Annotated in this window: 25 protein-coding genes; 16 read left to right on the top strand and 9 right to left on the bottom strand. The window is 72.4% G+C overall.

From position 1 onward, the window contains the following. Positions 1–36: 36 nt before the first annotated feature. Positions 37–1,407: an amidase gene (locus ACWCSU_RS11450; protein ID WP_357705408.1), complete on the top strand. Its 1,371-nt coding sequence runs from the start codon at positions 37–39 to the stop codon at positions 1,405–1,407. A gap of 13 nt (positions 1,408–1,420) precedes the next feature. Here ACWCSU_RS11450 and ACWCSU_RS11445 read toward each other — a convergent pair whose 3' ends face one another. Then, the gene (locus ACWCSU_RS11445) at positions 1,421–1,933 is read right to left on the bottom strand and encodes a hypothetical protein (protein ID WP_449934919.1); all 513 of its coding nucleotides are present in this window, start codon (positions 1,931–1,933) and stop codon (positions 1,421–1,423) included. A 63-nt stretch (positions 1,934–1,996) separates the two neighbouring features. Between ACWCSU_RS11445 and murA the strand changes: the two genes are divergently transcribed. Together murA and ACWCSU_RS11435 are read left to right on the top strand one after the other, a co-directional pair. Beyond that, positions 1,997–3,307 carry a UDP-N-acetylglucosamine 1-carboxyvinyltransferase gene (gene murA, locus ACWCSU_RS11440; protein WP_357705410.1) on the top strand — a complete coding sequence of 437 codons (1,311 nt, stop codon included), beginning with the start codon at positions 1,997–1,999 and terminating at the stop codon, positions 3,305–3,307. 25 nt (positions 3,308–3,332) lie between these two features. Next, positions 3,333–5,585: a transglycosylase domain-containing protein gene (locus ACWCSU_RS11435; RefSeq protein WP_357705411.1), complete on the top strand. Its 2,253-nt coding sequence runs from the start codon at positions 3,333–3,335 to the stop codon at positions 5,583–5,585. A 42-nt stretch (positions 5,586–5,627) separates the two neighbouring features. Here the strand turns inward: ACWCSU_RS11435 and ybaK are convergent, their stop codons facing one another. Together ybaK and ACWCSU_RS11425 are read right to left on the bottom strand one after the other, a co-directional pair. Next, positions 5,628–6,083 carry a Cys-tRNA(Pro) deacylase gene (gene ybaK / locus ACWCSU_RS11430; RefSeq protein ID WP_357705423.1) on the bottom strand — a complete coding sequence of 152 codons (456 nt, stop codon included), beginning with the start codon at positions 6,081–6,083 and terminating at the stop codon, positions 5,628–5,630. 62 nt (positions 6,084–6,145) lie between these two features. Beyond that, positions 6,146–6,883, bottom strand: coding sequence for an AraC family transcriptional regulator (locus ACWCSU_RS11425; protein ID WP_357705412.1), 738 nt, complete (start codon positions 6,881–6,883; stop codon positions 6,146–6,148). Between the two features lie 55 nt (positions 6,884–6,938). On the opposite strand from ACWCSU_RS11425, the gene ACWCSU_RS11420 reads away from it, so the two are divergent. Next, positions 6,939–7,646 carry a hypothetical protein gene (locus ACWCSU_RS11420; protein ID WP_449934918.1) on the top strand — a complete coding sequence of 236 codons (708 nt, stop codon included), beginning with the start codon at positions 6,939–6,941 and terminating at the stop codon, positions 7,644–7,646. Next, positions 7,643–7,849 carry a hypothetical protein gene (locus tag ACWCSU_RS11415; protein WP_449934917.1) on the top strand — a complete coding sequence of 69 codons (207 nt, stop codon included), beginning with the start codon at positions 7,643–7,645 and terminating at the stop codon, positions 7,847–7,849. Before ACWCSU_RS11420 ends, ACWCSU_RS11415 begins: the two co-directional genes overlap by 4 nt. On the opposite strand, the gene ACWCSU_RS11410 is transcribed toward ACWCSU_RS11415, so the two are convergent. The 3 genes from ACWCSU_RS11410 to ACWCSU_RS11400 all read right to left on the bottom strand — a co-directional run bounded on the left by ACWCSU_RS11410 (position 7,846) and on the right by ACWCSU_RS11400 (position 10,641). Next, complete coding sequence (locus ACWCSU_RS11410; protein ID WP_449934916.1) at positions 7,846–9,309, bottom strand: trypsin-like serine peptidase; 1,464 nt, start codon at positions 9,307–9,309, stop codon at positions 7,846–7,848. The genes ACWCSU_RS11415 and ACWCSU_RS11410 overlap by 4 nt on opposite strands. Before the next feature lie 87 nt (positions 9,310–9,396). Continuing rightward, positions 9,397–10,398: a non-homologous end-joining DNA ligase gene (ligD, locus tag ACWCSU_RS11405; RefSeq protein WP_449934915.1), complete on the bottom strand. Its 1,002-nt coding sequence runs from the start codon at positions 10,396–10,398 to the stop codon at positions 9,397–9,399. Between the two features lie 48 nt (positions 10,399–10,446). Beyond that, positions 10,447–10,641 carry a hypothetical protein gene (locus ACWCSU_RS11400; RefSeq protein WP_357705417.1) on the bottom strand — a complete coding sequence of 65 codons (195 nt, stop codon included), beginning with the start codon at positions 10,639–10,641 and terminating at the stop codon, positions 10,447–10,449. 367 nt (positions 10,642–11,008) lie between these two features. On the opposite strand from ACWCSU_RS11400, the gene hisD reads away from it, so the two are divergent. The 9 genes from hisD to hisF are packed head-to-tail and all read left to right on the top strand — an operon-like array spanning position 11,009 to position 17,010. Further along, a complete protein-coding gene (gene hisD / locus ACWCSU_RS11395) occupies positions 11,009–12,325 on the top strand; it encodes a histidinol dehydrogenase (protein ID WP_357704337.1) in 1,317 nt (438 codons plus the stop codon). After that, on the top strand, positions 12,322–13,407 hold the full coding sequence (locus tag ACWCSU_RS11390) for a histidinol-phosphate transaminase (protein ID WP_449934914.1): 1,086 nt from the start codon (positions 12,322–12,324) through the stop codon (positions 13,405–13,407). The genes hisD and ACWCSU_RS11390 overlap by 4 nt, the downstream gene beginning before the upstream one ends. Beyond that, positions 13,404–13,997, top strand: coding sequence for an imidazoleglycerol-phosphate dehydratase HisB (gene hisB / locus ACWCSU_RS11385; RefSeq protein ID WP_357704341.1), 594 nt, complete (start codon positions 13,404–13,406; stop codon positions 13,995–13,997). Before ACWCSU_RS11390 ends, hisB begins: the two co-directional genes overlap by 4 nt. Then, complete coding sequence (locus ACWCSU_RS11380) at positions 13,994–14,149, top strand: hypothetical protein (protein WP_357704343.1); 156 nt, start codon at positions 13,994–13,996, stop codon at positions 14,147–14,149. The genes hisB and ACWCSU_RS11380 overlap by 4 nt, the downstream gene beginning before the upstream one ends. Further along, complete coding sequence (gene hisH / locus ACWCSU_RS11375) at positions 14,146–14,781, top strand: imidazole glycerol phosphate synthase subunit HisH (protein ID WP_449934913.1); 636 nt, start codon at positions 14,146–14,148, stop codon at positions 14,779–14,781. The genes ACWCSU_RS11380 and hisH overlap by 4 nt, the downstream gene beginning before the upstream one ends. Continuing rightward, positions 14,778–15,107, top strand: coding sequence for a hypothetical protein (locus ACWCSU_RS11370; protein ID WP_357704347.1), 330 nt, complete (start codon positions 14,778–14,780; stop codon positions 15,105–15,107). The genes hisH and ACWCSU_RS11370 overlap by 4 nt, the downstream gene beginning before the upstream one ends. Beyond that, complete coding sequence (priA, locus tag ACWCSU_RS11365; protein WP_397039053.1) at positions 15,108–15,830, top strand: bifunctional 1-(5-phosphoribosyl)-5-((5-phosphoribosylamino)methylideneamino)imidazole-4-carboxamide isomerase/phosphoribosylanthranilate isomerase PriA; 723 nt, start codon at positions 15,108–15,110, stop codon at positions 15,828–15,830. It begins immediately after the preceding gene. A gap of 32 nt (positions 15,831–15,862) precedes the next feature. Continuing rightward, positions 15,863–16,252 carry a Rid family hydrolase gene (locus ACWCSU_RS11360; protein ID WP_352326354.1) on the top strand — a complete coding sequence of 130 codons (390 nt, stop codon included), beginning with the start codon at positions 15,863–15,865 and terminating at the stop codon, positions 16,250–16,252. After that, positions 16,249–17,010, top strand: coding sequence for an imidazole glycerol phosphate synthase subunit HisF (gene hisF / locus ACWCSU_RS11355; protein WP_357704351.1), 762 nt, complete (start codon positions 16,249–16,251; stop codon positions 17,008–17,010). The genes ACWCSU_RS11360 and hisF overlap by 4 nt, the downstream gene beginning before the upstream one ends. Before the next feature lie 41 nt (positions 17,011–17,051). Here hisF and ACWCSU_RS11350 read toward each other — a convergent pair whose 3' ends face one another. The 3 genes from ACWCSU_RS11350 to ACWCSU_RS11340 all read right to left on the bottom strand — a co-directional run bounded on the left by ACWCSU_RS11350 (position 17,052) and on the right by ACWCSU_RS11340 (position 19,430). Next, entirely contained in the window at positions 17,052–18,413 is a 1,362-nt protein-coding gene (locus ACWCSU_RS11350; RefSeq protein ID WP_449934912.1) for a glutamine synthetase family protein, read from the bottom strand. 62 nt (positions 18,414–18,475) lie between these two features. Further along, positions 18,476–18,637 carry a hypothetical protein gene (locus tag ACWCSU_RS11345; RefSeq protein ID WP_185844438.1) on the bottom strand — a complete coding sequence of 54 codons (162 nt, stop codon included), beginning with the start codon at positions 18,635–18,637 and terminating at the stop codon, positions 18,476–18,478. A gap of 163 nt (positions 18,638–18,800) precedes the next feature. After that, positions 18,801–19,430 carry a TIGR03085 family metal-binding protein gene (locus ACWCSU_RS11340; RefSeq protein ID WP_397039056.1) on the bottom strand — a complete coding sequence of 210 codons (630 nt, stop codon included), beginning with the start codon at positions 19,428–19,430 and terminating at the stop codon, positions 18,801–18,803. A 117-nt stretch (positions 19,431–19,547) separates the two neighbouring features. Between ACWCSU_RS11340 and ACWCSU_RS11335 the strand changes: the two genes are divergently transcribed. Continuing rightward, the gene (locus ACWCSU_RS11335) at positions 19,548–21,350 is read left to right on the top strand and encodes an ABC transporter ATP-binding protein (protein WP_364092763.1); all 1,803 of its coding nucleotides are present in this window, start codon (positions 19,548–19,550) and stop codon (positions 21,348–21,350) included. After that, positions 21,347–23,125 carry an ABC transporter ATP-binding protein gene (locus tag ACWCSU_RS11330; RefSeq protein WP_449934911.1) on the top strand — a complete coding sequence of 593 codons (1,779 nt, stop codon included), beginning with the start codon at positions 21,347–21,349 and terminating at the stop codon, positions 23,123–23,125. The genes ACWCSU_RS11335 and ACWCSU_RS11330 overlap by 4 nt, the downstream gene beginning before the upstream one ends. Positions 23,126–23,194: the final 69 nt, after the last annotated feature.

Below are 23,194 nucleotides of genomic sequence, written 5' to 3'. Positions count from 1 at the left end.
TCGTGTCCCGGCCGGGAGGTGGGGCAGGATCGCAGGGTGAGCGAACTGCACTACCTGACCGCGACCGAGATGGCCCACCTGGTCAAGACCGGGCAGGTGAGCGCCGTGGAGCTGCTCCAGGCTCACCTCGACCGGATCGAGCAGGTCAACCCCCAGGTCAACGCGATCGTGACGCTGGTGGCCGAGCGGGCTCTGGCGGCGGCCCGGGAGGCTGACGCGGCCGAGCCCGAGGGGCCGCTGCACGGCGTACCGGTCGCGCACAAGGATCTGGTGGACACCGCGGGCATCCGCACGACGTACGGGTCGCCGCTGTTCGCGGGGAACGTCCCGGAGCGGGACGATCTGATCGTGCGCCGCCTGCGCGCGGCCGGGGCGATCACGGTCGGCAAGACCAACACGCCCGAGTTCGGCACCGGCTCGCACACGGTCAACGAGGTCTTCGGCGCCACCAGGAACCCCTACGACCTCGGCAGGTCCGCCGGCGGCAGCAGCGGCGGGGCCGCGGCGGCGCTGGCCACCGGCATGGTCCCGCTGGCCGACGGCTCCGACATGGGCGGTTCGCTGCGCAACCCGGCCTCCTTCTGCAACGTCGTCGGGCTGCGGCCCACGCCGGGCCGCGTCCCCGATCCCTCCGACACGGCCGCCTGGTACACGCTGGCCGTGCCGGGGCCGATGGCGCGCACGGTCGACGACCTCACGCTGATGCTGGAGGCCGTCGCCGGGTTCGACGCGCGTTCGCCGTTCGCGATCAAGGAGAGGTTCGCGCCCGAGCCCGAGCAGGGGGTGCGCGGGTTGCGGGTGGCGTGGAGCCCCGACCTGGGCGGGCTGCCGGTGGACCCGCGCACGGCCGCGGTGACCGCGACGGCGCCGGCCGTGTTCGAGGAGCTGGGGGCTCACGTGGAGGAGGTCGCGCTGGACCTGTCCGACGCCGAGGACGCCTTCCGGATCTACCGCGCCTGGTACTACGCCCTGTCCTTCGGCGACCTGACCGGCCTCGGCCCCAACACGAGCTGGAACGTCGAGCAGGGCCGCACGGTCACCGGCGCCGACCTGGCCCGCGCCGAACGGCTGCGCAGCGGCCTCTACCAGCGCATGGCCGCCTTCTTCGACACCTACGACGTGCTGATCGCGCCGGTCAGCCAGGTGCCGCCGTTCCCGGTGGAGCAGCCGCACGTGAGCGAGATCAACGGCGAGCGGCTGCCCGACTACCTGGCCTGGATGCGTTCGGCGTACTGGATCAGCGTGCTGCACGCGCCGGCGGCGTCGGTGCCGGCCGGGTTCACGCCCGAGGGGCTGCCGGTCGGGGTGCAGATCGTCGGGCGGCCGTTCGCCGACGCCAGGGTGCTGCGCGTGGCCCGCGCGTTCGAGCAGGCCACCGGCCACGGCCTGCGCCGCCCGCCGCTGTAGGTCCAGGGCAGGTCTAGGGCTCGATCCCGTACGGCTGCCGCAACGGCGACTCGCGGTAGCCGTGCATGCCTTCGAGCAGCCCGAACAGGCCGACCGAGAGCAGCGGCCAGGCCACCAGCACCCCTTGGGCGGTCAGCTTCAGCGCCCCGGGGACGATCCGCACCCCGGGCTCGGCCGCGGCCTCCACCACCACCGCGCCGATCGTGAACGTGGACCCGGCCCACAACGTGAGGAAGCTGCCCGCCACCCCGCCCGCGCACAGCCCGAGCAGCACCGGCAGCATCCACCGCCGCCCGCCGAACCACGCCAGACCGCCGCAGAGCAGCCCAAGAGCGCCCGTGATCACCGCGAACCAGCCGTCGGCCGCGATCAGCGCCTGCGTGGTGAGGTCGGCCAGCACGAGGCCATGATCGGTCACCTGGTACGGAGCCCGCGGCGAGATCGCGGACCAGCTCAGCCCGGCGGCGACTCCGAGAGTGGCGAGTATGAGGACAGTTACCGCAAAAGCGCGTACTTCCCTCGTCACGCCATTCCCCCTCGCAACTGCATCCGAACCTGCTTGATGGTATCTCCCGGTTAGGCTCGCTTCGTGATTGCAGAAGAGGTCTGGATGATCGAGCCCTCCGGCCCCCTCCGCGGGGACGTCGTCGTACGGGGCTCCAAGAACGGTGTGTCCAAGCACATGGTCGCCGCCATGCTCGGCAACGGCGAGAGCAGTATCCACAATGCCCCGGACGTGGGCGAGGTGGGCATCACCGCCGCGATGCTGGAGGCGCTCGGCATCCACGTCGAGATCGCCGGCTCCGAGATCCGCATCGAGCGCGGCGCGGAGATCAGGCCGCGGGTGCCCGACGCGTTCACCGGGCTCAACCGCATCCCCATCCTGATGCTCGGCCCGTTGCTGCACCTGGCGGGGGAGGCGTTCGTCCCGCTGGTCGGCGGCGACCCGATCGGCCGGCGGCCGGTGAACTTCCACGTGGAGGCGCTGCGCGCGATGGGGGCCGAGGTGGAGGTGGGGGACAACGGCATCTCCGCCAAGGCCAAACGGCTCAACGGGGCCCGGCTCGAACTGCCGTACCCCAGCGTGGGGGCGACGGAGACGATCCTCATGTCGGCGGTGCTGGCCGAGGGCAAGACCGTGCTGAAGAACGCGGCCATGGAGCCCGAGGTGGTGGAGCTGGCGCTGTTCCTGCAGCGCATGGGCGCCCGGATCGAGCTGTCGCCCGACCGCCGGATCGTCATCGAGGGCGTCGACCACCTGCGCGGCGCCTCGACCTGGCTGACCGGCGACCGCATCGAGGCGTTCTCCTACCTGGCGGCCGGGCTGGTCACCGGGGGAGAGGTCCGCGTGCACGGCTGTCCCCAGGACCGCCTGGTCACCGCGATCACCACGCTGGCCAGGATGGGCGCCCAGTTCGACATCAACGACGAGTACCTGTGCGCCACCGCCCCGCCCGAGGGGCTGCGCTCGGCGGCCGTGCAGACCGACACCCACCCCGGGTTCATGACCGACTGGCAGACGCCGCTCATGGTGCTGTTCACGCAGAGCCAGGGCATGTCGGTGCTGCACGAGACGGTCTTCGAGAACCGCCTGGTCTACGTGCCCGCGCTTCAGCGGATGGGCTGCGAGATCGAGGTGTTCGACCAGTGCCTGGGCGGTCCGGCCTGCCGCTACCACGACACCAACGCCCGGCACTCCGCCGTGGTGCGCGGGGTCTCCAAGCTCAGGGGCGCCGACGTGACGCTGCCCGACATCAGGGCCGGGTTCTCGGCCGTCCTGGCCGCCGCTGTGGCCGACGGGACGTCCACGCTGCGCGGCGTGCACCACATCGAGCGGGGGTACCACCGGCCGTACGAGCAGTTCGTCTCGCTTGGTCTGAACATCCGAAGAGAACGGTAAAGACCGAGGAAGTGAGCGTTTGCCGATGATCTGCTGGTTGCAGATCATCTGCGTGACCGTACTCAGATCCATCGGTGGCCTCGCCATGGCGGGGGCGCTCGGCGGGGTGCTGGCGGCGGCACTGGCCGTTCCCGTGGTGAGCGGTGGCGGCCTGGCCGCCAAGAACGTCGCCGACACCTTCGTCGACCTGCCGCCCGCGCCGCGCGAGGAGCCCCTGGCGCAGGTGACCAGGCTGCTGGACAAGGACGGCAGGCAGTTCGCCCAGTTCTACGAGGCCAACAGGACGACCGTGCCGCTCGCGGCCGTGGCGCCCCTGATGCGCAAGGCCATCGTCGCCATCGAGGACGCCCGCTTCTACGAGCACGGCGGCCTCGACGTCCGGGGCACGCTGCGGGCGCTGCTCACCAACACGCAGGCGGGCGGCATCCGGCAGGGCGGCTCGTCGCTGACGCAGCAGCTCGTCAAGAACATCCTGGTCGAGAGCGCCCGTACTGACGCCGAACGGGACAAAGCGCGGGCGCCCAACCTGGCCCGCAAGATCACCGAACTGCGGTACGCGCTGGCCCTGGAACGCAAGTACCGCAAGGACGAGATCCTTGAGCGCTACCTGAACATCGCCTACTTCGGCGCGGGCGCGCACGGCGTCGAGGCGGCGGCCCGGCGCTTCTTCTCCACCAGCGCCTCCAAGCTGACGCTGACCCAGGCGGCCACGCTGGCCGGGGCGGTGCGGATGCCGTACTCGACCGACCCCTCGCTCGGCCGCTCGCACGAGACGCGGCTGAAGGAGCGGCGCGACCTCGTCCTGGACCGCATGGCCGGGCTCAAGCTGATCACGCAGGCCCAGGCGAACGCCGCCAAGAACGCGCCGCTGGACCTGCGGCTGCGGCCCGAGCCGGGCGGCTGCGGGCAGAGCGCGTACCCCTACTACTGCCTGTACGTCCAGTACGAGCTGCTGTCGAACCCGGCGTTCGGCAACACCCCGGCCGAGCGGCGGACCAGGATGGCCAGGGGCGGCCTGGTGATCAGGACCGGCCTGGACCCGGTCGCGCAGCGCGCGGCCGAGCACGCGATCCAGCGGCACGTCTCGCCGGAGGACACCGAGGTCGCCGCCGAGGCCATGGTCGAGCCCGGCACCGGCCGGATCAGGGCGATGGCGGCCAGCAAGCAGTTCGGCCGCAACCGCGGCAACAAGAAGAACGGGCCCAGGACCACCTTCAACCTGGCCGCCGACGTCGCGCACGGCGGCGGCCAGGGCTTCCAGGCGGGATCGACGTTCAAGGTCTTCACCCTGGCCACGGCGTTGCAGCAGGGCTGGCGCTTCGGCGACGGCTTCCAGACGCCCGGGGAGCTGGTGCCCGCGCAGGGCTACCGCAACTGCGCCGGACGCCCGGTCAACGACCCCGAGACGCGCATACTCAACGCCAGCGGCGAGGGCGCGGGCGGCCCGCACAGCATCGAGACCGGCACCTGGAAGTCGGTCAACATCTTCTACATGATGCTGGAGCGCAAGGTCGGGCTCTGCAACGTGGTCAAGACGGCCAGGGCCCTCGGCGCGGTCCGGGCCGACGGCGGGCCGCTGCGCGAGGTGCCGACGTTCACGCTGGGCGTCAACGAGATGGACCCGGTGACGGTCGCGGGGGCCTTCGCCACGTTCGCGGCGCGCGGCGTGCACTGCCGGCCGCTGGCGATCGTGGAGATCACCGACCGCAGCGGCCGGCGGGCGCACGTGCCGCCGTCCTGCGAGCAGGTCATGGAGCGGCCGGTCGCGGACGCCGTCAACTACGTCCTGTCCGGGGTGTTCGACAAGGGCACCATGCAGGGGCAGAGCATCGGCCGCCCGGCCGCCGGCAAGACCGGCACCAACAACGGCTACACCTCGGCCTGGTTCGCCGGGTACACGCCCGACCTGGCGGCGGCGGTGAGCCTGGGGGACATCCGGGGCTCCTACCGCTACCCGCTGCAAGGGGTGCAGATCGGCGACCAGTACTACGGCGCGGTGCAGGGGGCGTCGCTGCCGGGCCCGATCTGGGTCGAGTCGATGCAGCAGGCCCTCGGCAACACCGAGCCGAGAGGCTTCCCGGGGCCGGACATGGGCCGCTTCGGCGGCGGGTTCACGCCGGGCCTGAAGGAGGCCGAGGCGCAGGAGGAGGACAAGAAGAAGAACAGGCGGCAGGGCGAGCGCGCGTTCTTCCGGCACCACCGTCGCCTGTTCGAGTGGCTGCTCGGGCAGGGCCCGCCCGAGCCGGCGTTCCGCCGTCCCCGCCACCGCACCCGGTAGCCCGTACGCGCCACCGCACCCGGTGCCCCGCCGGCGGGGCGCTCAGCCCGTCTTGCCGATGGGGGCGGTGGCCGCGCGGGTGAGGGTGATCAGGTTGTCGGGGGCGGTCTCGATCTGGAGCCCGCGCCGGCCGGCCGAGAAGTAGATCGTCTCGAAGTCGAGCGCCGAGGAGTCGACCACGGTCGGGAGCTGTTTGCGCTGGCCGAGCGGGCTGATGCCGCCCACCACGTAGCCGGTCACCCGCTCGACCTTGGCCGCGTCGGCCATGGCGGCCCGCTTGCCGCCCAGCGCCGAGGCCAGGGCCTTGAGGTCGAGCTTGCCCGACACGGGCACGACCGCCACCGCGAGGCCGCTCTCGACCTCGGCGACGAGCGTCTTGAAGATGCGCTCGTAGGGCACGCCGAGCGCGTCGGCCGCCTCCTCGCCGTAGGCCTGGGCGTTGGGGTCGTGATCGTAGGGGTGGAGCGTGAAGTCGGCCTTGGCCTTGGTCAGCGCCATGGTGGCCGGAGTGCCGCCGCCCTTGCCTTTGGTTTTGCTCACGTCGAACGATTGTAGCGAATCTACAATGTAAAGGCGCGGCCCGGCGTGTACCCGAGCGCCCGCCGGAAGACGTCGATGAACGCGCTGGCCGAGGCCCAGCCGCAGCGATGGGCGACCACGGTCACCGGCAGGCCGTCGGCGAGCAGCAGCAGGGCGTGGTGCAGGCGGAGCTGGGTGCGCCACTGGGGGAAGCTCATGCCGAGCTCGCGGCGGCACAGCCGGGCGAGGGTGCGCTCGCTGGTGCCGGCCCGGGCGGCGAGGGTGGCCAGGGTGCGCCCGTCGGCGGGGTCGTCGTGCAGGGCCGCGCATACGGCGGCCAGGCGCGGGTCGCGGGCGGCGGGCACGTGGAAGGGCTGCTCGGGGGCGCGTCTGAGCCGGTCGAGCAGGACGGCCGTCAGGCGTTCGCGTTCGTCGCCCTCGGGGGCGTCGTCGTCGGTGCAGGCGATGATGAGCTCGCGCAGCAGCGGGCCGACGGCGAGCACGGCGGGCCGGGCCAGCCCGGCCGGGTCGCCGGTGAGGCCGATGAGGCGCAGGTCGGTGGTGCCGTGGGCGCGGTGTTCGTGCACGGTGCCGGCGGGGATCCAGATCGCGCGGTTGGCGGGGGCGACCCAGGTGCCTGCGTCGGTGGTGACGGTGACCATGCCGGCGCAGGCGTAGGCGATCTGGTGGGTGTCGTGCCGGTGGGCGTCGATGCCCGTGCCGGGGGCCAGGGGGCGGCGGCCGGTGGGCGCCACGGGGGTGTGGCGGATATTCGGCATAGATTGGCATTTTATCGGAAGCAGGCCAGATCGGGCCCGGGAAATCATCGGAGGCGTGAACAGGATCCGGTCGCTGGCGGCGGGGCACGCGTGCGTGGACTTCTATCAGGGCGCGGTGCCGGCGCTGGTGCCGTTCCTGGTGGCCGGGCGGGGGTACGGCTTCGTGGCGGTGTCGGGGATCGTGCTGGCGGCCACGTTGTCGTCGTCGGTGGTGCAGCCGGTGTTCGGGCTGCTGACGGACCGGTGGCGGATGCCGTGGCTGATCCCGCTGGCCACGGTGGTGGCGGGGGCCGGGGTGGCGGGCGCGGGGGTGACGGGGTCGTACGCGGTGACGTGGCTGGCGGCGGCGCTGTCCGGGCTGGGGGTGGCCGCCTACCATCCGGAGTCGGCGCGGCTGGCCAGGATCGCCAGTGAGGGCAGTCATGTGCGGATGAGCTGGTTCTCCCTGGGCGGGACGCTGGGCTTCGCCTCGGCGCCGGTGCTGGTGACGCCGCTGCTGTCGGTGTGGGGGCTCGGGGCCTCGCCGCTGCTGGCGGCGCGGCGGGCGCGGTGGCGTTGTTCGTGCTGTTCGCGGGCGGGGCGGCGGGCACGGTGCTGGGTGGCCGGCTGGCGGGCCGGTGGGGGAGGGTGCCGGCGATGCGGGTGGCGTACGCGGCGGCGGTGCCCGCCGTGGCCGGGGTGGTGCTGGCGCCGGGCCCGCTGGTGTACGTCTTCGTCGCCGCCTCCTCCGTTGCCCTGTACGTCCCGTTCTCGCTGCATGTGACGTTGGGCCAGGACTTCCTGCCGGGGCGGGTGGGCACGGCGAGCGGCGTCACGCTGGGGCTGGCGGTGAGCGTGGGCGGCCTGACGAGCCCGCTGGTGGGCGTGGTCGCCGAGGCCACCACGCTCAGGACGGCGCTGGCCTGCCTGGTCGCCTTCCCGGCGCTGGCCTGGCTGCTGGCGCGGACGCTGCGGGAGCCCGTCTAAAAGCTGGCGGTGCGCAGGCGCAGGACGGCGGAGTTGTCGCGCTGGGCGGGGTCGAGGCGGGTCGAGGTGACGTGCATGGTGACCGGGAGGGCGGCGTCGGCGTCGCGGTCGACGGCGACCTTGGCGGTGATGCGCACCGGGCGGCCGGGGTGGATGACGTCGATCGTGCAGTCGGCCCGGTGGTCGCCGTGGCGGCAGGAGGCGCCGGCGACGGCGGTCAGGGTGGCGCCGTCCGGGAGCGTGAGGGTGACGGGCACTTGGGCGGCGGCCATGAGCCCGCGCATGGTGATGGTGGCGGTGACGGTGGCGCTGCCGCCCCGGCGGACGGGCGCGGCGGGGCCGGCGGCGTCGAGGGAGAGGGAGTCGTAGACGCCCTGGGGGTCGGCCTCGCCGACGATGGCGCCGTAGCCCTCCGCGTTGAGCGCGGTGGCGACGGAGTTGCCGTCGGGCTCGCCGTCCTCCTTGCCGGACGACAGGACGCCGACCAGGTCGCTGCTGCCGCGCACGACCCATGGCCCGCCGCTGTGGCCCTTGGCCATGTGGCAGTTGTCGGTCTCCATCCGCCCGGCGCGGTCGCCGGGTCCGGCCAGCCGGGCGGCGAGCATGTCGCCGGCGGTGTCCTCGCCGTGGGCCTGCCGGGTGCGGCCCAGGCACCAGAGCTGGTCGCGGCCGTCGTAGGGGCGGCGGCCGAGCACGCCGGGGTAGCCGGAGGTGGCGATGGTGAAGCGGCCGCCCTCGTTGCGCAGCGGGGTGAGGGCGCCGACGGTGTCCTGGAGGGGGCGCTTCCTGCCGCCGACCTCGACGAGCGCGACGTCGTAGACGGAGTTCCAGTCGCCGCCGGTCCGCCCGGTGTAGGCGTCGGGCTTCCAGGCGCGCCGGCCGCCCCACCTGCCGTACGGTTCGCGCTGCTCGGTGGTGGCGGCGCGGCCGTCGTAGGCGGGGACGAAGGCGAAGTTGGTGTGCCAGTGGCCCGTCGCCGAGCCGTCGGGGCTGCTGTAGACGCAGTGGGCGGCGGTGATGACGAGGAGCCTGCTGGCCGAGCGGACGACGGAGGCGCTGCAGGAGTCGTCGCGGCCGGTGGCGTTGACGAAGAACAGCCGTCCGGTGACGCGGCTGTTGTCGCCGGCGGTGTACGGCCGGCGCACGCGGGCGTAGCCGTTGGTGTCGCCGCCGGGGGTGAGGCGTTTGGCGCCGGGCACACTGCGCCGCTCGGCGGCCCCGGCGTCGACGGGGGACGTGCCGGGGGAGTCGGCGCCGAGGGGGAGGGGGGCGGGGTTGGCGCCGGCCTGTTTGCCGGGCGTCCAGTAGCGGGCGGCGCGTCCGGGACGCATGAGCGGGGAGGATGCCGCCCCGGGACTTTGGGGGTGGGCCTTGAGCGGCGGGGGTTCGGCGGTGGCGGGGGCGGCGGTGAGCGAGAGGCCGGCGAGCGTGGCCAGGGTGGTGACCAGAGTCTTCGACACGATGTCCCCTTGATCAGTCCGAAGCGATTCTGATCACTGTAAGTCACGACTTCATCGCTTACCGTGGTGAAACGGGACGTGTCGCGGTCAGCCCGCCGCCGCGTCCCCCGGGGGGAGGAACTCGGCGGTGCTCGCCTCTCCGGGATCGCGGTCGGGGCGCAGGCCGCGCCAGGAGGGGTGGCGCAGCCGGCCGTCGCCGGTGACCTCGGCGTACTGGACCTCGCCGACGACGCGGGGCTCGACCCAGTGCGCGTGGCGGGCGTGCTCGCGCGGGACGGGCTCGTCGAAAGGCGGGTCGGGGCGTTCCAGGGGGGTGAGGAGGTCCTGGAGGTCGCGCAACATCTGCTGGGTGAAGCCGGTGCCGACGTGCCCGACGTAGAGCAGGCGGCCGCGCGGGTCGTGGGCGCCGAGCAGGAGTGAGCCGATCATGCCCGACCGTCGTCCCCCGCCGGGGTGCCAGCCGCCGATCACGACCTCGGCGGCGCTGACATTCTTGATCTTGGTCCATTCGCCGCTGCGCCGGCCGGGCCGGTACGGGGAGCCGAGCCGCTTGCACACCACGCCTTCGAGCCCGAGCTGGCGGGAGGAGTCGAAGGCGCGCTCGGCGTGGTCGGCGAACCAGACGGGCACCTCCCAGCGGAAGCCGGGCCGCAGGGTGTTCTCCAGCAGCTCGCGGCGTTCGCTGTAGGGGCGGCCGATCACGCTGTCGTCGTTGAGGTGCAGGATGTCGAAGGCCATGAACGTCACCGGCACCGCGCGGGTCAGCTCGGCGACGGTGGCGGGGTTGCGCTGGTGCATGCGGGGCTGGAGGGCGGCGAAGCTGGGCCGTCCGGTCTCGTCGAAGGCGACGATCTCGCCGTCGATCACGGCCGCGTGCCGGCCGGTGGAGCCGGCCATGAGCTGGAGTTCGGGGTAGGCGGGGGTGATGTCCTTGTTGTTGCGCGACATCAGGCGGACCGAGCCGCCTTCGACGTAGGCGAGCGCGCGGACGCCGTCCCACTTCATCTCCACCGCCCACCCGGGGCCCTGGACGGAGGTCAGGGTGCCCAGCTGGGCCATCATCGGCGCGTAGGCCGGCAGCCGCACCATGGACTCTGCCGTACCCCGGGGGGTTGATCGACAGTGGCGGACCGGGGTCTACAAATGGTCAAGCGCGGTGTCTTCCACCAGTTCGCCGAGGTCCACGCCGTGTTCGCCCAGTTCGGAGACGGTCTTGCAGTAGCCGCGCAGGTACGTCCGGCCGTTGACGCGGTGCGAGACGCGCAGCAGTGGACGATCGTCGAGAATGATCGCCTCCACCAGGATGCCGCCGGGGGCTCGCCACTGTCCCATGCCGCCCAGCGTAAGCGAGTGGACATAATGGACATGTAATGCGAAAGGCGTGACGATGAGCCTTCGCCGCGCCGAGCGGGGCAAACAGTCGCAAGATTATTTTTAACTCCCCCAGAGTTTTCTTTGCCGCAGCGTGTTAGACACCGGGCGATCCGGGCAGAAGGGGGCCAAGCCATTCCCCTGGCCGTGGTCGCGCCCCCGTGGCGGTCACGGCCTCTCGGCCCCGGCTTGGCCCGGTCCGGGGCTCTGGCGGCCGCGAGCGCGGCGTCGGCGAACGCCGCGCTCGCGGCCCCCGTAACCCGCCTCACCTGCGTCCCGCATTCTGGACAGAACCGGATGCGGGGCTCGGACTCCGTAGACTGTCAGGGTGATTTCCCGTATTGACATGCGCGGTTCCCTCCCCGAGAACCTGCGCGACGTGCTGCCACGCGCCGAGCTCGACGTCGAGGCCGCCCTGGAGAAGGTGCGGCCCATCTGCGACGACGTGCGCCATCGCGGGGCGGCAGCCGTACGGGAGCTGACCGCCAGGTTCGACGGTGTCGAGATCGCCTCCGCCCGCGTCCCCGCCGACGCGATCCGCCGGGCGCTCGACGAGCTCGACCCCCGGGTCCGGGCCGCGCTGGAGGAGTCGATCAGGCGGGCCAGGCTGGTCCACCGCGACCAGCGCCGCTCCGACACCACCACGCAGGTCGTGCCCGGCGGCACGGTCACCGAGCGCTGGGTGCCGGTCGACCGCGTGGGCCTCTACGTGCCCGGCGGCCGGGCCGTCTACCCCTCCAGCGTGGTCATGAACGTCGTCCCCGCCCAGGAGGCGGGCGTCGCCTCGCTGGCGGTCACCAGCCCCGCCCAGAAGGAGTTCGGCGGGCTGCCCCACCCCACCATCCTGGCCGCGTGCGCGCTGCTCGGCGTCGACGAGGTCTACTCGGTGGGCGGGGCGCAGGCCGTGGCCATGTTCGCCTACGGCACCGAGGAGTGCGCGCCCGCGACCATGGTGACCGGCCCCGGCAACATCTGGGTCGCCGCCGCCAAGCGCCTGCTCAAGGGCCGCATCGGCATCGACTCCGAGGCCGGTCCCACCGAGATCGCCATCCTGGCCGACGAGACCGCCGACCCGGTGCACGTCGCCGCCGACCTGATCAGCCAGGCCGAGCACGACACGATCGCCGCCGCCGTCCTGGTCACCACCAGCCCCGAGCTGGCCGAGGCGGTCGAGAAGGAGCTGCCGGGCCAGGTCTCGGCCACCCGCCACTCCGAGCGCATCACCGAGGCGCTGGGCGGCCGGCAGTCGGGCATCGTGCTGGTCTCCTCGATCGACGACGGCCTCAAGGTCGTCGACGCGTACGCGGCCGAGCACCTGGAGATCCACACCGCCGGCGCGGCCGAGGTCGCGGCCAGGGTGCGCAACGCCGGGGCGATCTTCGTCGGCACCTACGCGCCGGTCTCGCTCGGCGACTACCTCGCCGGGTCCAACCACGTGCTGCCCACGGGTGGCTGCGCCTGCCACTCCAGCGGCCTGTCGGTGCAGTCGTTCCTGCGCGGCATCCACGTCGTCGACTACACCCGCGAGGCGCTGGCCCAGGCGGCGGCCCACGTGTCGGTGCTGGCCGACGCCGAAGACCTGCCGGCGCACGGCGCCGCGATCCGCGCCCGTTTCGACTGGCGAGTCCCCACGGAGTCAGAGTGAATCCCGCCGACGTGACGCTCGACGACCTGCCCATCCGCGACGACCTGAAGGGCCGCTCGCCCTACGGCGCGCCGCAGATCGACGTGCCGGTCCGGCTCAACACCAACGAGAACCCCTATCCGCCCTCGCCCGCGCTGGTCGCCGCCCTGGCCGAGGCCGTCGCCGCGAACGCGGGCGAGCTCAACCGCTACCCCGACCGCGACGCCACGCGGCTGCGCGCCGAGCTGGCCGCCTACCTGGGCCACGGGCTGAGCCCCGACCAGGTGTGGGCGGCCAACGGCTCCAACGAGGTGCTCCAGCAGATCCTGCAGGCCTTCGGCGGCCACGGGCGCACCGCGATCGGGTTCGAGCCGTCGTACTCGATGCACCCGATCCTCACCACCGGCACCAGCACCGAGTGGATCGGCGCCCTGCGCGAGGACGACTTCTCGCTCGACCCCGGCAAGGCCGTCGCGGCGATCGAGGAGCACCGGCCCGACATCGTCTTCCTGGCCTCGCCCAACAACCCGACCGGCACCGCGCAGCCGCTGTCGACGATCGAGGCGGTGCTCGCCGCCGCCCCGGGCGTGGTGGTGATCGACGAGGCCTACGCCGAGTTCGCCCGCGAGGGCACCCCGTCGGCGCTGACGCTGCTGCCACGCCACCCCAGGCTGATCGTCACCCGCACGATGTCCAAGGCGTTCGCCATGGCCGGCACGCGGCTGGGCTACCTGGCCGCGCATCCGGCCGTGGTGCAGGCGCTGCTGCTGGTGCGGCTGCCGTACCACCTGTCCACGCTCACCCAGACGGCCGCGCGCGTCGCCCTGCGCCATCGCGACGAGCTGCTCGGCACGGTCGACGCGCTGCGCGCGGAGCGGGACGCCACGGTCGCATGGCTGCGCGGCAAGGGGCTGTCGGTGGCCGACTCCGACGCCAACTTCGTGCTGTTCGGGCGGTTCCCCGACCGGCGCGCGGTGTGGGAGGGGCTGCTGGCGCACGGCGTGCTCATCCGCGAGGTGGGCCCGCCAGAATGGCTGCGTGTGTCGATCGGCACCGGCGAGGAGATGGCGGCCTTCCGCGCCGCGATGGAGGAGGTTCTGTGAGTCGCGTAGGGCGCGTGGAGCGGGCAACGAAGGAGACCTCGGTCCTGGTCGAGGTGGGCCTCGACGGCACCGGCCTGGTCGACGTCTCGACCGGGGTGGGCTTCTTCGACCACATGCTGGCCCAGCTCGGCAAGCACGGTCTGTTCGACCTGACCGTCAAGACCGAGGGCGACCTGCACATCGACGCCCACCACACGATCGAGGACACCGCGCTGGCGCTCGGCGCGGCCTTCCGCCAGGCGCTGGGCGACAAGTCCGGCATCCGGCGGTTCGGCAGCGCGTCGTGCCCGCTGGACGAGTCGCTGGCCCAGGTCACGGTCGACCTGTCCGGGCGGCCGTACCTCGTGCACAGCGAGCCCGAGGGCATGGCCCCGATGATCGGCCCCGACTACGACACGACGATGACCCGGCACATCCTGGAGTCGCTGGTGGCCCAGGCGGCCATCTGCCTGCACGTGCACGTGCCGTACGGGCGCAACGCCCATCACATCGTCGAGGCCCAGTTCAAGGCGCTGGCCAGGGCGCTGCGCGAGGCGTCCGAGCTCGACCCGCGCGCCTCGGGCGTGCCGAGCACCAAGGGCGTGCTGTGACCGACAATCTCATCGCCGGCGTGATGGTGTTCCTCGGCCTGTTCCTCGGCGGAGGCGTGTTCTCGCTGGCCAAGCAGGGTCTCAAGGTGGGCGCCGCGGTCTGCGCTGTCGGCGCGGCGATGGCGATCACGGCGGGGGTGTTGTGGTGGTGAGCAAGAACATCGTGGTGCTCGACTACGGCTCGGGCAACCTGCGCTCGGCCGAGCGGGCCCTGGCCAGGGTCGGCGCGGACGTCACCGTGACCGCCGACTTCGACGCGGCCCTCGACGCCGACGGGCTGGTCGTGCCAGGCGTCGGCGCGTTCGCGGCCTGCATGGCCGGGCTCAGGGCCGTCCACGGCGACCGGGTCATCGGCCGCCGCCTGGCCGGCGGGCGTCCGGTGCTGGGCATCTGCGTCGGCATGCAGATCCTGTTCGCCAGGGGCGTCGAGCACGGCGTCGAGACCGAGGGCTGCGGCGAGTGGCCGGGCACGGTCGAGCGGCTGGAGGCGCCCGTGCTGCCGCACATGGGGTGGAACACGGTCAAGGCGCCCGCCGACAGCGTGCTGTTCGCCGGGCTCGACGCCGACACCCGCTTCTACTTCGTGCACTCCTACGGCGTGCGCGAGTGGGAGCTCCACCCGGCCGACCAGGGCTTCGCCGCGCCCGTGGTGACCTGGGCCGAGCACGGCGTGCCGTTCGTGGCCGCCGCCGAGAACGGCCCGCTCATGGCCACCCAGTTCCACCCCGAGAAGTCCGGCGACGCCGGAGCCGCCCTGCTGAGGAACTGGCTAGAGACGGTATGAGCAAGGAGCGGGCGCGCCGGCGGGCCGTGCGGGAGGCCGAGCGGGCGCGCGCGATCCGGCTCAACGAGGAGCGGCAGGCGCGCCGGGCCCGGCGCCGCGCCCTGACCGCCCGCCTGATCCCGCGTCCGGTCAGGTTCGCCCGGCAGGGCGGCCTGATCGCCCGCCGCCACCGCGCCCAGAACGTCGCGGTGGCGCTCGGCTTCCTGATCGTGCAGGCGATCGTGTGGCTGGTGTGGGGCTCGCCGGCGCTGAGCCTCGCCGTGTTCGTCTTCTCCCTGCTGCTCGCACCCGTTGTCGTGACCCTCGCTTTCGACCGGAGGACCTGAATGTCGCTCGTATTGCTGCCCGCCGTGGACGTGGCCGATGGCCAGGCCGTACGCCTCGTGCAGGGGGAGGCCGGGACCGAGACCGGCTTCGGCGAGCCGCTCGCCGCGGCGCTGGCCTGGCAGCAGGCGGGCGCCGAGTGGGTCCATCTGGTCGACCTCGACGCCGCCTTCGGCAGGGGCTCCAACAAGGAGCTGATCAGCGAGGTGATCGGCAAGCTCGACGTCGACGTGGAGCTGTCGGGCGGCATCCGCGACGACGAGTCGCTGGCCGCCGCCCTGGCCACCGGCTGCCGCCGGGTCAACATCGGCACCGCCGCCCTGGAGAACCCCGACTGGTGCCGAAAGATCATCGCCGAGCACGGCGACCGGATCGCCGTCGGCCTCGACGTGCGCGGCACCACGCTGGCCGCCCGCGGCTGGACGAAGGAGGGCGGCGACCTGTGGGAGGTGCTCGACCGCCTGGAGGCCGACGGCTGCCCCCGCTACGTCGTCACGGACGTGACCAAGGACGGCATGCTCCAGGGCCCCAACCTCGACCTCTACCGGCGTATCTGCGCACGCACCGACAAGCCCGTGATCGCCAGTGGCGGAGTGTCCAGTCTTGACGACCTGGTGGCACTGGCTTCTCTCGTCCCGGACGGAGTGGAGGGAGCCATCGTGGGCAGGGCCCTGTACGCTCACGCGTTCACTCTGGAGGACGCGCTGGCCGCGGTACGCGTTTAGCTTCGCCGGGAGGGGGCGGAATGAGCGTCAGCATGGAAAGCACCGGTCCGAGGGTGTTTTCGGGCGGCATCTGGGAGGAGAAGTACGGCTACGCCCGCGCCGTGGTCGTGGGAGAGCGGGTGATCGTGTCCGGGTGCACGGCCACGATCGACGGCGAGGTGCGTCACGTCGGCGACGCCTACCGGCAGAGCCTGACCGCCATCGACATCGCGCTCGACGCCGTCGAGGTCGGCGGCCTGACCCGCGAGGACGTCGTCATGGTCCGCTACTACGTGGTGGAGCAGCGCCACTTCGACCTCGTCGGCCGGGCCATCTACGAGGTCTTCGGGCACGTGCGGCCCGCCTGCACAGGAGTGAGGGTCGCCGGGCTGGTCGACCCTCGAATGCTGGTCGAGATCGAAATCGAGGCACTACGAGCATGACCGTAGCGGTAAGAGTGATCCCCTGTCTCGACGTCGACGCCGGACGGGTCGTCAAGGGCGTCAACTTCGAGAACATGCGCGACGCGGGAGATCCGGTCGAACTGGCCAGGCGCTACGACGAGGAGGGCGCCGACGAGCTGACCTTCCTCGACATCACCGCGTCGTCGGGCGAGCGGGAGACCATGCTCGACGTGGTGCGCCGCACCGCCGAGCAGGTGTTCATCCCGCTCACCGTGGGCGGCGGCGTGCGCGCGGTCGACGACGTCAACCGGCTGCTGCGGGCCGGGGCCGACAAGGTGTCCCTGAACACCGCGGCCATCGCCAGGCCCGAGCTGCTGACCGAGGCGTCGCGGCGGTTCGGCGCGCAGTGCGTGGTGCTGTCGGTCGACGCGCGCCGGGCGCCGGGCATGCCCAGCGGGTTCGAGGTGACCACCCACGGCGGCCGGCGCGGCACGGGCATCGACGCCGTGGAGTGGTCGGCGCGCGGCGAGGAGCTGGGCGTGGGCGAGATCCTGCTCAACTCGATGGACGGCGACGGCACCCTCGACGGCTACGACCTGGAGCTGCTGCGCGCGGTGCGCACGGCGGTGCGGGTGCCGGTGATCGCCAGCGGCGGGGCCGGCCGGCTGGAGGACTTCCCGCCCGCGATCGCGGCCGGGGCCGATGCCGTGCTGGCCGCGAGCGTGTTCCACTTCGGCACGCTGAAGATCGGCGACGTCAAGGAGACGCTGCGGATGGCGGGCCACCCGGTCCGCTGAGACCGCCCGCCGGCCCCGCCCGCGCGAGGCCGGCGGCAGGTTCAGAACACCCGCATGTGGTGGTAGAGCTCGTAGGAGACGTCCTGGGCGGCGAACGCGGCCGCCTCCGAACGCTTGACCGCCAGGTACGCCTCGCGCCGCAGCGGCCCGAGCGCCTCCATGAGCACCTCGTCGGCCTCCAGCGCGTTGAGCGCCTCCTCCAGCGAGCCGGGCAGGCGCTGGTAGCGGCCGGGCAGGGTGTCGGGATCGACGTCCACGGCCTCGCCCGGGTCGAGCTTGCGCCGGATGCCGTCGAGCCCGGCGTGGATGACCGCGCCGAGCGACAGGTACGGGTTGGCCGAGGAGTCCGACGGCTTCAGCTCCAGGTTCGGCTCGCCGCTCTCGCCCAGCGGCGAGCACACGCGCACGGCCGCCTCCCGGTTGTCGGGGCCGTAGACCGCGTACGCGCTGGACCACATGCGGGGCGCGAGCCGGCGGAAGCTGTTGACGCTGCCGCAGGTCAGGGCGGTCAGGGCGGGCAGGTGGGCGATCAGGCCGCCGATGAAGCCCGTCCGCGCGTCGCCGTCCTCGGCGAACAGGTTCCGGGTGTCGCGCCACAGCGACAGGTGCAGGTGGGCGCCGTTGCCGGCCTGGTCGGCCAGGGGTTTGGGAGCCAGCGAGGCCCACATCGACATGCGCATCGCGACGCCGCGCACGGTCTCGCGGTAGAGCACGTGGTTGTCGGCGGCGCGCAGCGCGGGGGCGTGGCGCACCGACAGCTCCTGCTGGCCGGGGCCGAGCTCGGGATGGTAGTGCTCGACGCGCAGGCCCTGGGTCTCCAGGGCGCGGACGAGCTTGATCGCGTAGTCGTGCGCGGTGTCGAAGCCGGTGTTGGCATAGCAGAGAGTGTCGTCGAGCGGCACCAGCCGGTCGGGGCCACCACCGGGGTCGGGCAGGCGGCGGCCGAGCGTGAACTCGGGCTCGAAGGCCGCCTCGATCCGGTAGCCGTCGGCGGCCAGCTCCGCCACGGCGTCCTTGAGGAACGTGCGGGCGCAGGCTTCCCATGGTGAGCCGTCGGGACGGCGAAGGTCCGACAGCATCGCGGCGGCGCCCGGCGCATGGGGCAACGGGACGAACGTGGCGGGGTCGGGGACAATGCGAACCTCGCCCACCGGACCCAGATGCTCGACCTCCTGGAGCTGGTCGAGCATGTTCATCGCCATCATGGCCACCGTGTGCCCGATGCCCGAGTTGAGCCGTTCGGCCAGCCGGGACCGGGACGCCGCCTTGCCACGGACCACGCCACCGTGGTCGGCGTACAGGAAACGGATCAGCTCGACGCCCTCAAGCTCGGCCCGTTCGAGGACGCGCCGGGCCTGCGGATCGAGCTGATTGATCTTGGTGCCGCTGGGGCGATCTCTCATCCTGCCTGCGTAACACGATCTGTCAGCGCGTGGAAGCACCCAGCGCGGACAGAACGCGAACGTCAGGTCAGAACGTTCGTAAAGAAGACCGCCAATTGGTTGGCTCCTTGGACAATTCCATCAAACACGCCGTTGACCGCGGCCGCCGCCTGGGCCGGCCGGGTGAACAGGTAGAAGACCACGAACGCCACCAGAACGTACGTAGCCACCTTCTTGACCTGCATGGGGGGCCTCCTGCAGTCCATTCCCAGCCGTATATACCCGGATCTGGGCGATCACGGTCATCTTCTGTGAAGATGTCCAAGATCCTAACCGGGGGGCTTCTTTCCTGTGCCATCGTACGTGCTGAAGGTTTAAGACGAAGGGTTTCTGCGCCGAGGGTTTCGGTCAGAATCCGAGCCGGGCTTCGGTTGCCCGGGTCACCGCCGGGTCGTCGCCGGTCAGCTCCACCCTGGCGTGCGCCTGCCGGCCGAAGCAGAACAGCAGGAGCTCCTGGGCCGTGCCGGTGACCTGCACCTTGGCGCCCTCCCGCGCCCCGCCGAGCGCGACCCCGCCGCCGGTGCGGCGCAGCACCAGCCGCACGGGCGAGCGGCGCAGCATGAGCCGGGCACCCGCCGCCACCCGCTTCCAGATGAGCCGGTCGAGGTCGGCCGGCAGCTCGCGGGGCTCCCATCCGGGCTGGGCGCGGCGCACGTCCTCGTGGTGGACGAAGAACTCCAGCGTGTTGACCGCCGTGTCGAGGAAGGGCAGCAGCCCGTAGACGCCGCCCGGCCGGCGCACGATGCCCACTAGCTCGGGGTAGGGGTGCTTGGCCTTCAGGCCGTTCTGGACCGAGGCGGTGTAGCCCGCCAGCGCGGAGATCCCGATGCCGCCCATGGCGTCCGGCCGGCGCTCGCGCAGCACGAGGTGGGCGGCCAGGTCGTAGGTGTTCCACCCCTCGCACAGGGTGGGCGCGCCGGGACCGAGCCGGTCGAACAGGTCGCAGAGCGCGGCGCGTTCGCCACGAGCGTGAGTCACCCGGCCAAGCCTACCTGTGGGAATAAGGAGCTGATCTGACGTGATAGGGACATAGATAGAAATTTCGACGTTTGAAGGGAAAAATACCGAGTGGCGAGCAAGGTCACCTCGGCCGTCATGCGTCAAGGGCTGCGTGTCCTTGGGGTGGCCATTCGCACGGAGAGAGCCGTGTTCGCGATGGCCGCGCTGGCCAGCGCGGTCTACGGCGGCATGACCGTCGCCTCCGCCTGGGCACTGGGCTGGGCGACGCAGAACGTGGTGCTGCCCGCCTTCGACCGGGGCGAGACCGCCGCCGGCGCCCTGTGGACCGGGGCCGCGCTCATCGTCGGCACCGCGCTGCTGAAGGCGATCGGCGTGGCCGGACGCCGCATCCTGGCCGGCGTCGTGCAGTACCGCATGCAGGCCAGGTCGCGCAGGGACGTGACCAAGCAGTACCTGCGGCTGCCGCTGTCCTGGCACCACCAGCACCCGACCGGGCAACTGCTGTCCAACGCCAGCGCCGACGCCGAGGCCGCCTGGGCGCCGCTCGCGCCGCTGCCGATGGCCGTCGGTGTGCTGGTCATGCTGTTCACCGCGGCCATCGCCATGGTCTTCACCGACCTCGTGCTCGCCCTGGTGGGCTTCCTGATCTTCCCGGCCATCGCCGTGCTGAACCTGATCTACCAGCGCAGGCTCAGCCCCCTGGCCACCCGCGCCCAGCAACTGCGCGCCGAGGTCAGCGAGATCGCCCACGAGAGCTTCGACGGCGCGCTGGTCATCAAGACCCTCGGCCGCGAGGAGCTGGAGACCGACCGCTTCCGCCGCCGCGCCCACGAGCTGCGCGACGCCAACATCGCCGTCGGCCGGGTGCGCGGGCTGTTCGACCCCATGCTGGAGGCGCTGCCCACGATCGGCGTGCTGGCCGTGCTCGCGGTCGGCGCGCTGCGCCTGTCCACGGGCGCGATCGACTCCGGCGACCTGGTGCAGGTCGCCTACCTGTTCACGCTGCTGGCCTTCCCGATCAGGGCGCTGGGCTGGGTGCTGGCCGAGCTGCCGCGCAGCGTCGTCGGCTGGCAGCGGGTGCAGGCCGTGCTCGACGCCGAAGGCTCCATGGACTACGGCGACACGCCGGTGGCCTCGTCCGGGCCCGCCGAGCTCAAGGTCGCCGGCGTGTCCTACGCCTACGGCCAGGCCGAGGTGCTGCACGACGTCACCTTCGACGTGCCGCCCGGCCGTACCGTGGCCCTCGTCGGGCCGACCGGGTCGGGCAAGTCGACGCTGGTGCAGCTTCTCGCCCGGCTCGTCGACCCCGCCTCCGGGCAGGTGCTGCTCGACGGCGTGGACGTGCGCGACCTGCCCTACGGCGCCATCGCCGCCTCCGCCGCGCTGGTGCCCCAGCAGACGTTCCTGTTCGACGACACCGTACGCGGCAACGTCGCGCTCGGCCTGGACACCGGCGACGAGGACGTGTGGGCGGCGCTGCGCCTGGCCCAGGCCGACGGCTTCGTCGGCCGCCTGGGCGACGGCCTGGACACCCGCGTCGGCGAGCGCGGCGCGTCGCTGTCCGGCGGCCAGCGCCAGCGCATCGCCCTGGCCCGCGCGGTCGTCCGCCGCCCGCGCCTGCTCATCCTGGACGACGCCACCTCCAGCGTGGACCCCCAGGTCGAGGCCAGAATCCTGCACGGGCTGCGGGACACCGCGCACGCCTCCACCGTCGTCGTCGTCGCCTACCGCATGGCCACCATCGCCCTGGCCGACGAGGTGGTCTACCTCGACCACGGCCGGGTCGTGGACCGCGGGACCCACGAGGAGCTGCTCGTACGCTGCCTCGGATACCGCAACCTGGTGACCGCCTACGAGCGCGAGGAGGCCGAACGGGCCGCCATCGACCTGGCCCCGGCCCAGGACGCCGAAGAGGAAGAGGAAGAGGTCAGCGCATGAGCGAGGCGCTCCAGGGCAACGTCGAGCGGTCCGCGCTGGCCACCATCTGGCACGGCCTGTCGCTCACCCCCGAGTTCCGCAAGGGGCTGGCCGGCACGCTGGGGCTGGCCGTCGTGGCGACCGTCGGCAAGATCATCGTTCCCGTCGCGGTGCAGCAGACGATCGACACCGGCATCAAGTCCGGCACGCCGGACCTGCCGTACATCACCCGGGCCGTCCTGGTGTGCGCCGCGGCGGTGGTGCTGACCGCGCTGGCCGGCTACATCATGAACGTGCGCCTGTACAAGGCCACCGAGTCCTCGCTGGCCAGCCTGCGCGTGCGCGGGTTCCGGCACGTGCACGACCTGTCGGTGCTCACCCAGAACAGCGAGCGGCGCGGCGCGCTGGTCTCGCGGGTCACCAACGACATCGACCAGATCAGCACGTTCATGCAGTGGGGCGGGCTGATGATCATCGTGGCGTTCGGCCAGCTCTTCGTGGCCAGCGTGCTCATGCTGGTCTACTCCTGGCAGCTCACGCTCCTGGTGTGGGCGTGCTTCGTCCCGCTGGTGATCGCGCTGCCGCGCTTCCAGCGGTTGTTGTCGCGGGCGTACACGACCGTGCGCGAGCGCACCGGCGACATGCTCGCCGCGGTCAGCGAGTCCGTCGTCGGCGCCGCCGTCATCAGGGCCTACGCCTCCGAGCGGCGCACCGCCGAACGCATCGACAGGTCCGTGGACGCCAACAGGGCCGCGCAGATCAAGGCCCAGACCATCGTGGGCTTCGTCTTCCCGCTGACCGAGATCGTGGCCGCGCTGGCCATCGCCGGGATCGTGCTGCTCGGGGTCAGGCTCGGGGTGTCCGGCGACATCACCGCGGGCAAGCTGGTGGCCTTCCTCTTCCTGGTCACGTTGTTCGTCTCGCCGCTGCAGACCGCCACCGAGGTGCTGAACGAGGCCCAGAACGCGGTGGCCGGCTACCGCCGCATCCTGGGCGTCCTGGACACCCCGCCGGACGTCGCCGACCCCGGTGAGAAGGGCGTGCTGCTGCCCCGGGGCCCGATCTCGGTGGCCTTCGAGAACGTGCACTTCTCCTACCCGGGCGGGCCGCCCGTGCTGCGCGAGGTCTCGCTGGAGATCCCGCCGCGCTCGCGGATCGCCGTCGTGGGCGAGACCGGGTCGGGCAAGACCACGTTCGCCAAGCTGCTGACCCGGCTCATGGACCCCGTCGGGGGCCGCGTCACCGTGGACGGCCACGACCTGCGCGACGTGCGCTTCTCCTCCCTGCGCGAACGCATCGTCATGGTCCCCCAGGACGGCTTCCTGTTCGACGGCACCCTGGAGGACAACGTCCGGTACGGCAGGCCGCCGGCGACCCGCGAGGAGATCCAGCTCGCGATGACCGAGCTCGGCCTGGCCGACTGGGTCGAGGGCCTGCCCGCGGGCCTGGACACGCCCGTCGGCCAGCGCGGCGAGTCGCTGTCGGCCGGGGAGCGCCAGCTCGTCGCCCTGGCCCGCGCCTACCTCGCCGACCCCGACCTGCTGCTGCTGGACGAGGCCACCTCGGCCGTCGACCCGGCCACCGAGGTGCGCCTGGCCCGCGCGCTGGAGGGCGTCACCAGGGGCCGCACCGCCGTCTCGATCGCCCACCGGCTCTCGACGGCGGAGAACGCCGACGAGGTGCTGGTGTTCGACGCCGGACGCCTGGTGCAGCGCGGCCCGCACGCCGAGCTGGTCGCCCGGCCCGGCGTCTACGCCGGTCTGCACGCCTCCTGGGTCTCGGCGGCACACTCCTAGCCGGGCGCGACGGTTTCCCGGTCGCGTGCGACGGTTTCCCGGTCGCGTGCGACGGCTTCTCGTCGAGCG

This window comes from Nonomuraea sp. NPDC001699 (assembly GCF_053596455.1).
Note: the sequence above shows the minus strand (reverse complement) of the source record. Positions and strands in the feature narration are given on the sequence as shown.

What these genes read in the sequence shown, in the direction of transcription:
- ACWCSU_RS11435 (WP_357705411.1), top strand. Translation starts at nt 3,333, where the DNA reads ATGATCTGCTGGTTGCAGATCATCTGCGTGACCGTACTCAGATCCATC.
- ybaK (WP_357705423.1), bottom strand. Translation starts at nt 6,083, where the DNA reads ATGGCGCTGACCAAGGCCAAGGCCGACTTCACGCTCCACCCCTACGAT.
- ACWCSU_RS11425 (WP_357705412.1), bottom strand. Translation starts at nt 6,883, where the DNA reads ATGCCGAATATCCGCCACACCCCCGTGGCGCCCACCGGCCGCCGCCCC.
- ligD (WP_449934915.1), bottom strand. Translation starts at nt 10,398, where the DNA reads ATGGTGCGGCTGCCGGCCTACGCGCCGATGATGGCCCAGCTGGGCACC.
- ACWCSU_RS11400 (WP_357705417.1), bottom strand. Translation starts at nt 10,641, where the DNA reads ATGGGACAGTGGCGAGCCCCCGGCGGCATCCTGGTGGAGGCGATCATT.
- ACWCSU_RS11370 (WP_357704347.1), top strand. Translation starts at nt 14,778, where the DNA reads ATGAGCAAGGAGCGGGCGCGCCGGCGGGCCGTGCGGGAGGCCGAGCGG.
- priA (WP_397039053.1), top strand. Translation starts at nt 15,108, where the DNA reads ATGTCGCTCGTATTGCTGCCCGCCGTGGACGTGGCCGATGGCCAGGCC.
- ACWCSU_RS11360 (WP_352326354.1), top strand. Translation starts at nt 15,863, where the DNA reads ATGGAAAGCACCGGTCCGAGGGTGTTTTCGGGCGGCATCTGGGAGGAG.
- hisF (WP_357704351.1), top strand. Translation starts at nt 16,249, where the DNA reads ATGACCGTAGCGGTAAGAGTGATCCCCTGTCTCGACGTCGACGCCGGA.
- ACWCSU_RS11350 (WP_449934912.1), bottom strand. Translation starts at nt 18,413, where the DNA reads ATGAGAGATCGCCCCAGCGGCACCAAGATCAATCAGCTCGATCCGCAG.
- ACWCSU_RS11345 (WP_185844438.1), bottom strand. Translation starts at nt 18,637, where the DNA reads ATGCAGGTCAAGAAGGTGGCTACGTACGTTCTGGTGGCGTTCGTGGTC.
- ACWCSU_RS11335 (WP_364092763.1), top strand. Translation starts at nt 19,548, where the DNA reads ATGCGTCAAGGGCTGCGTGTCCTTGGGGTGGCCATTCGCACGGAGAGA.
- ACWCSU_RS11330 (WP_449934911.1), top strand. Translation starts at nt 21,347, where the DNA reads ATGAGCGAGGCGCTCCAGGGCAACGTCGAGCGGTCCGCGCTGGCCACC.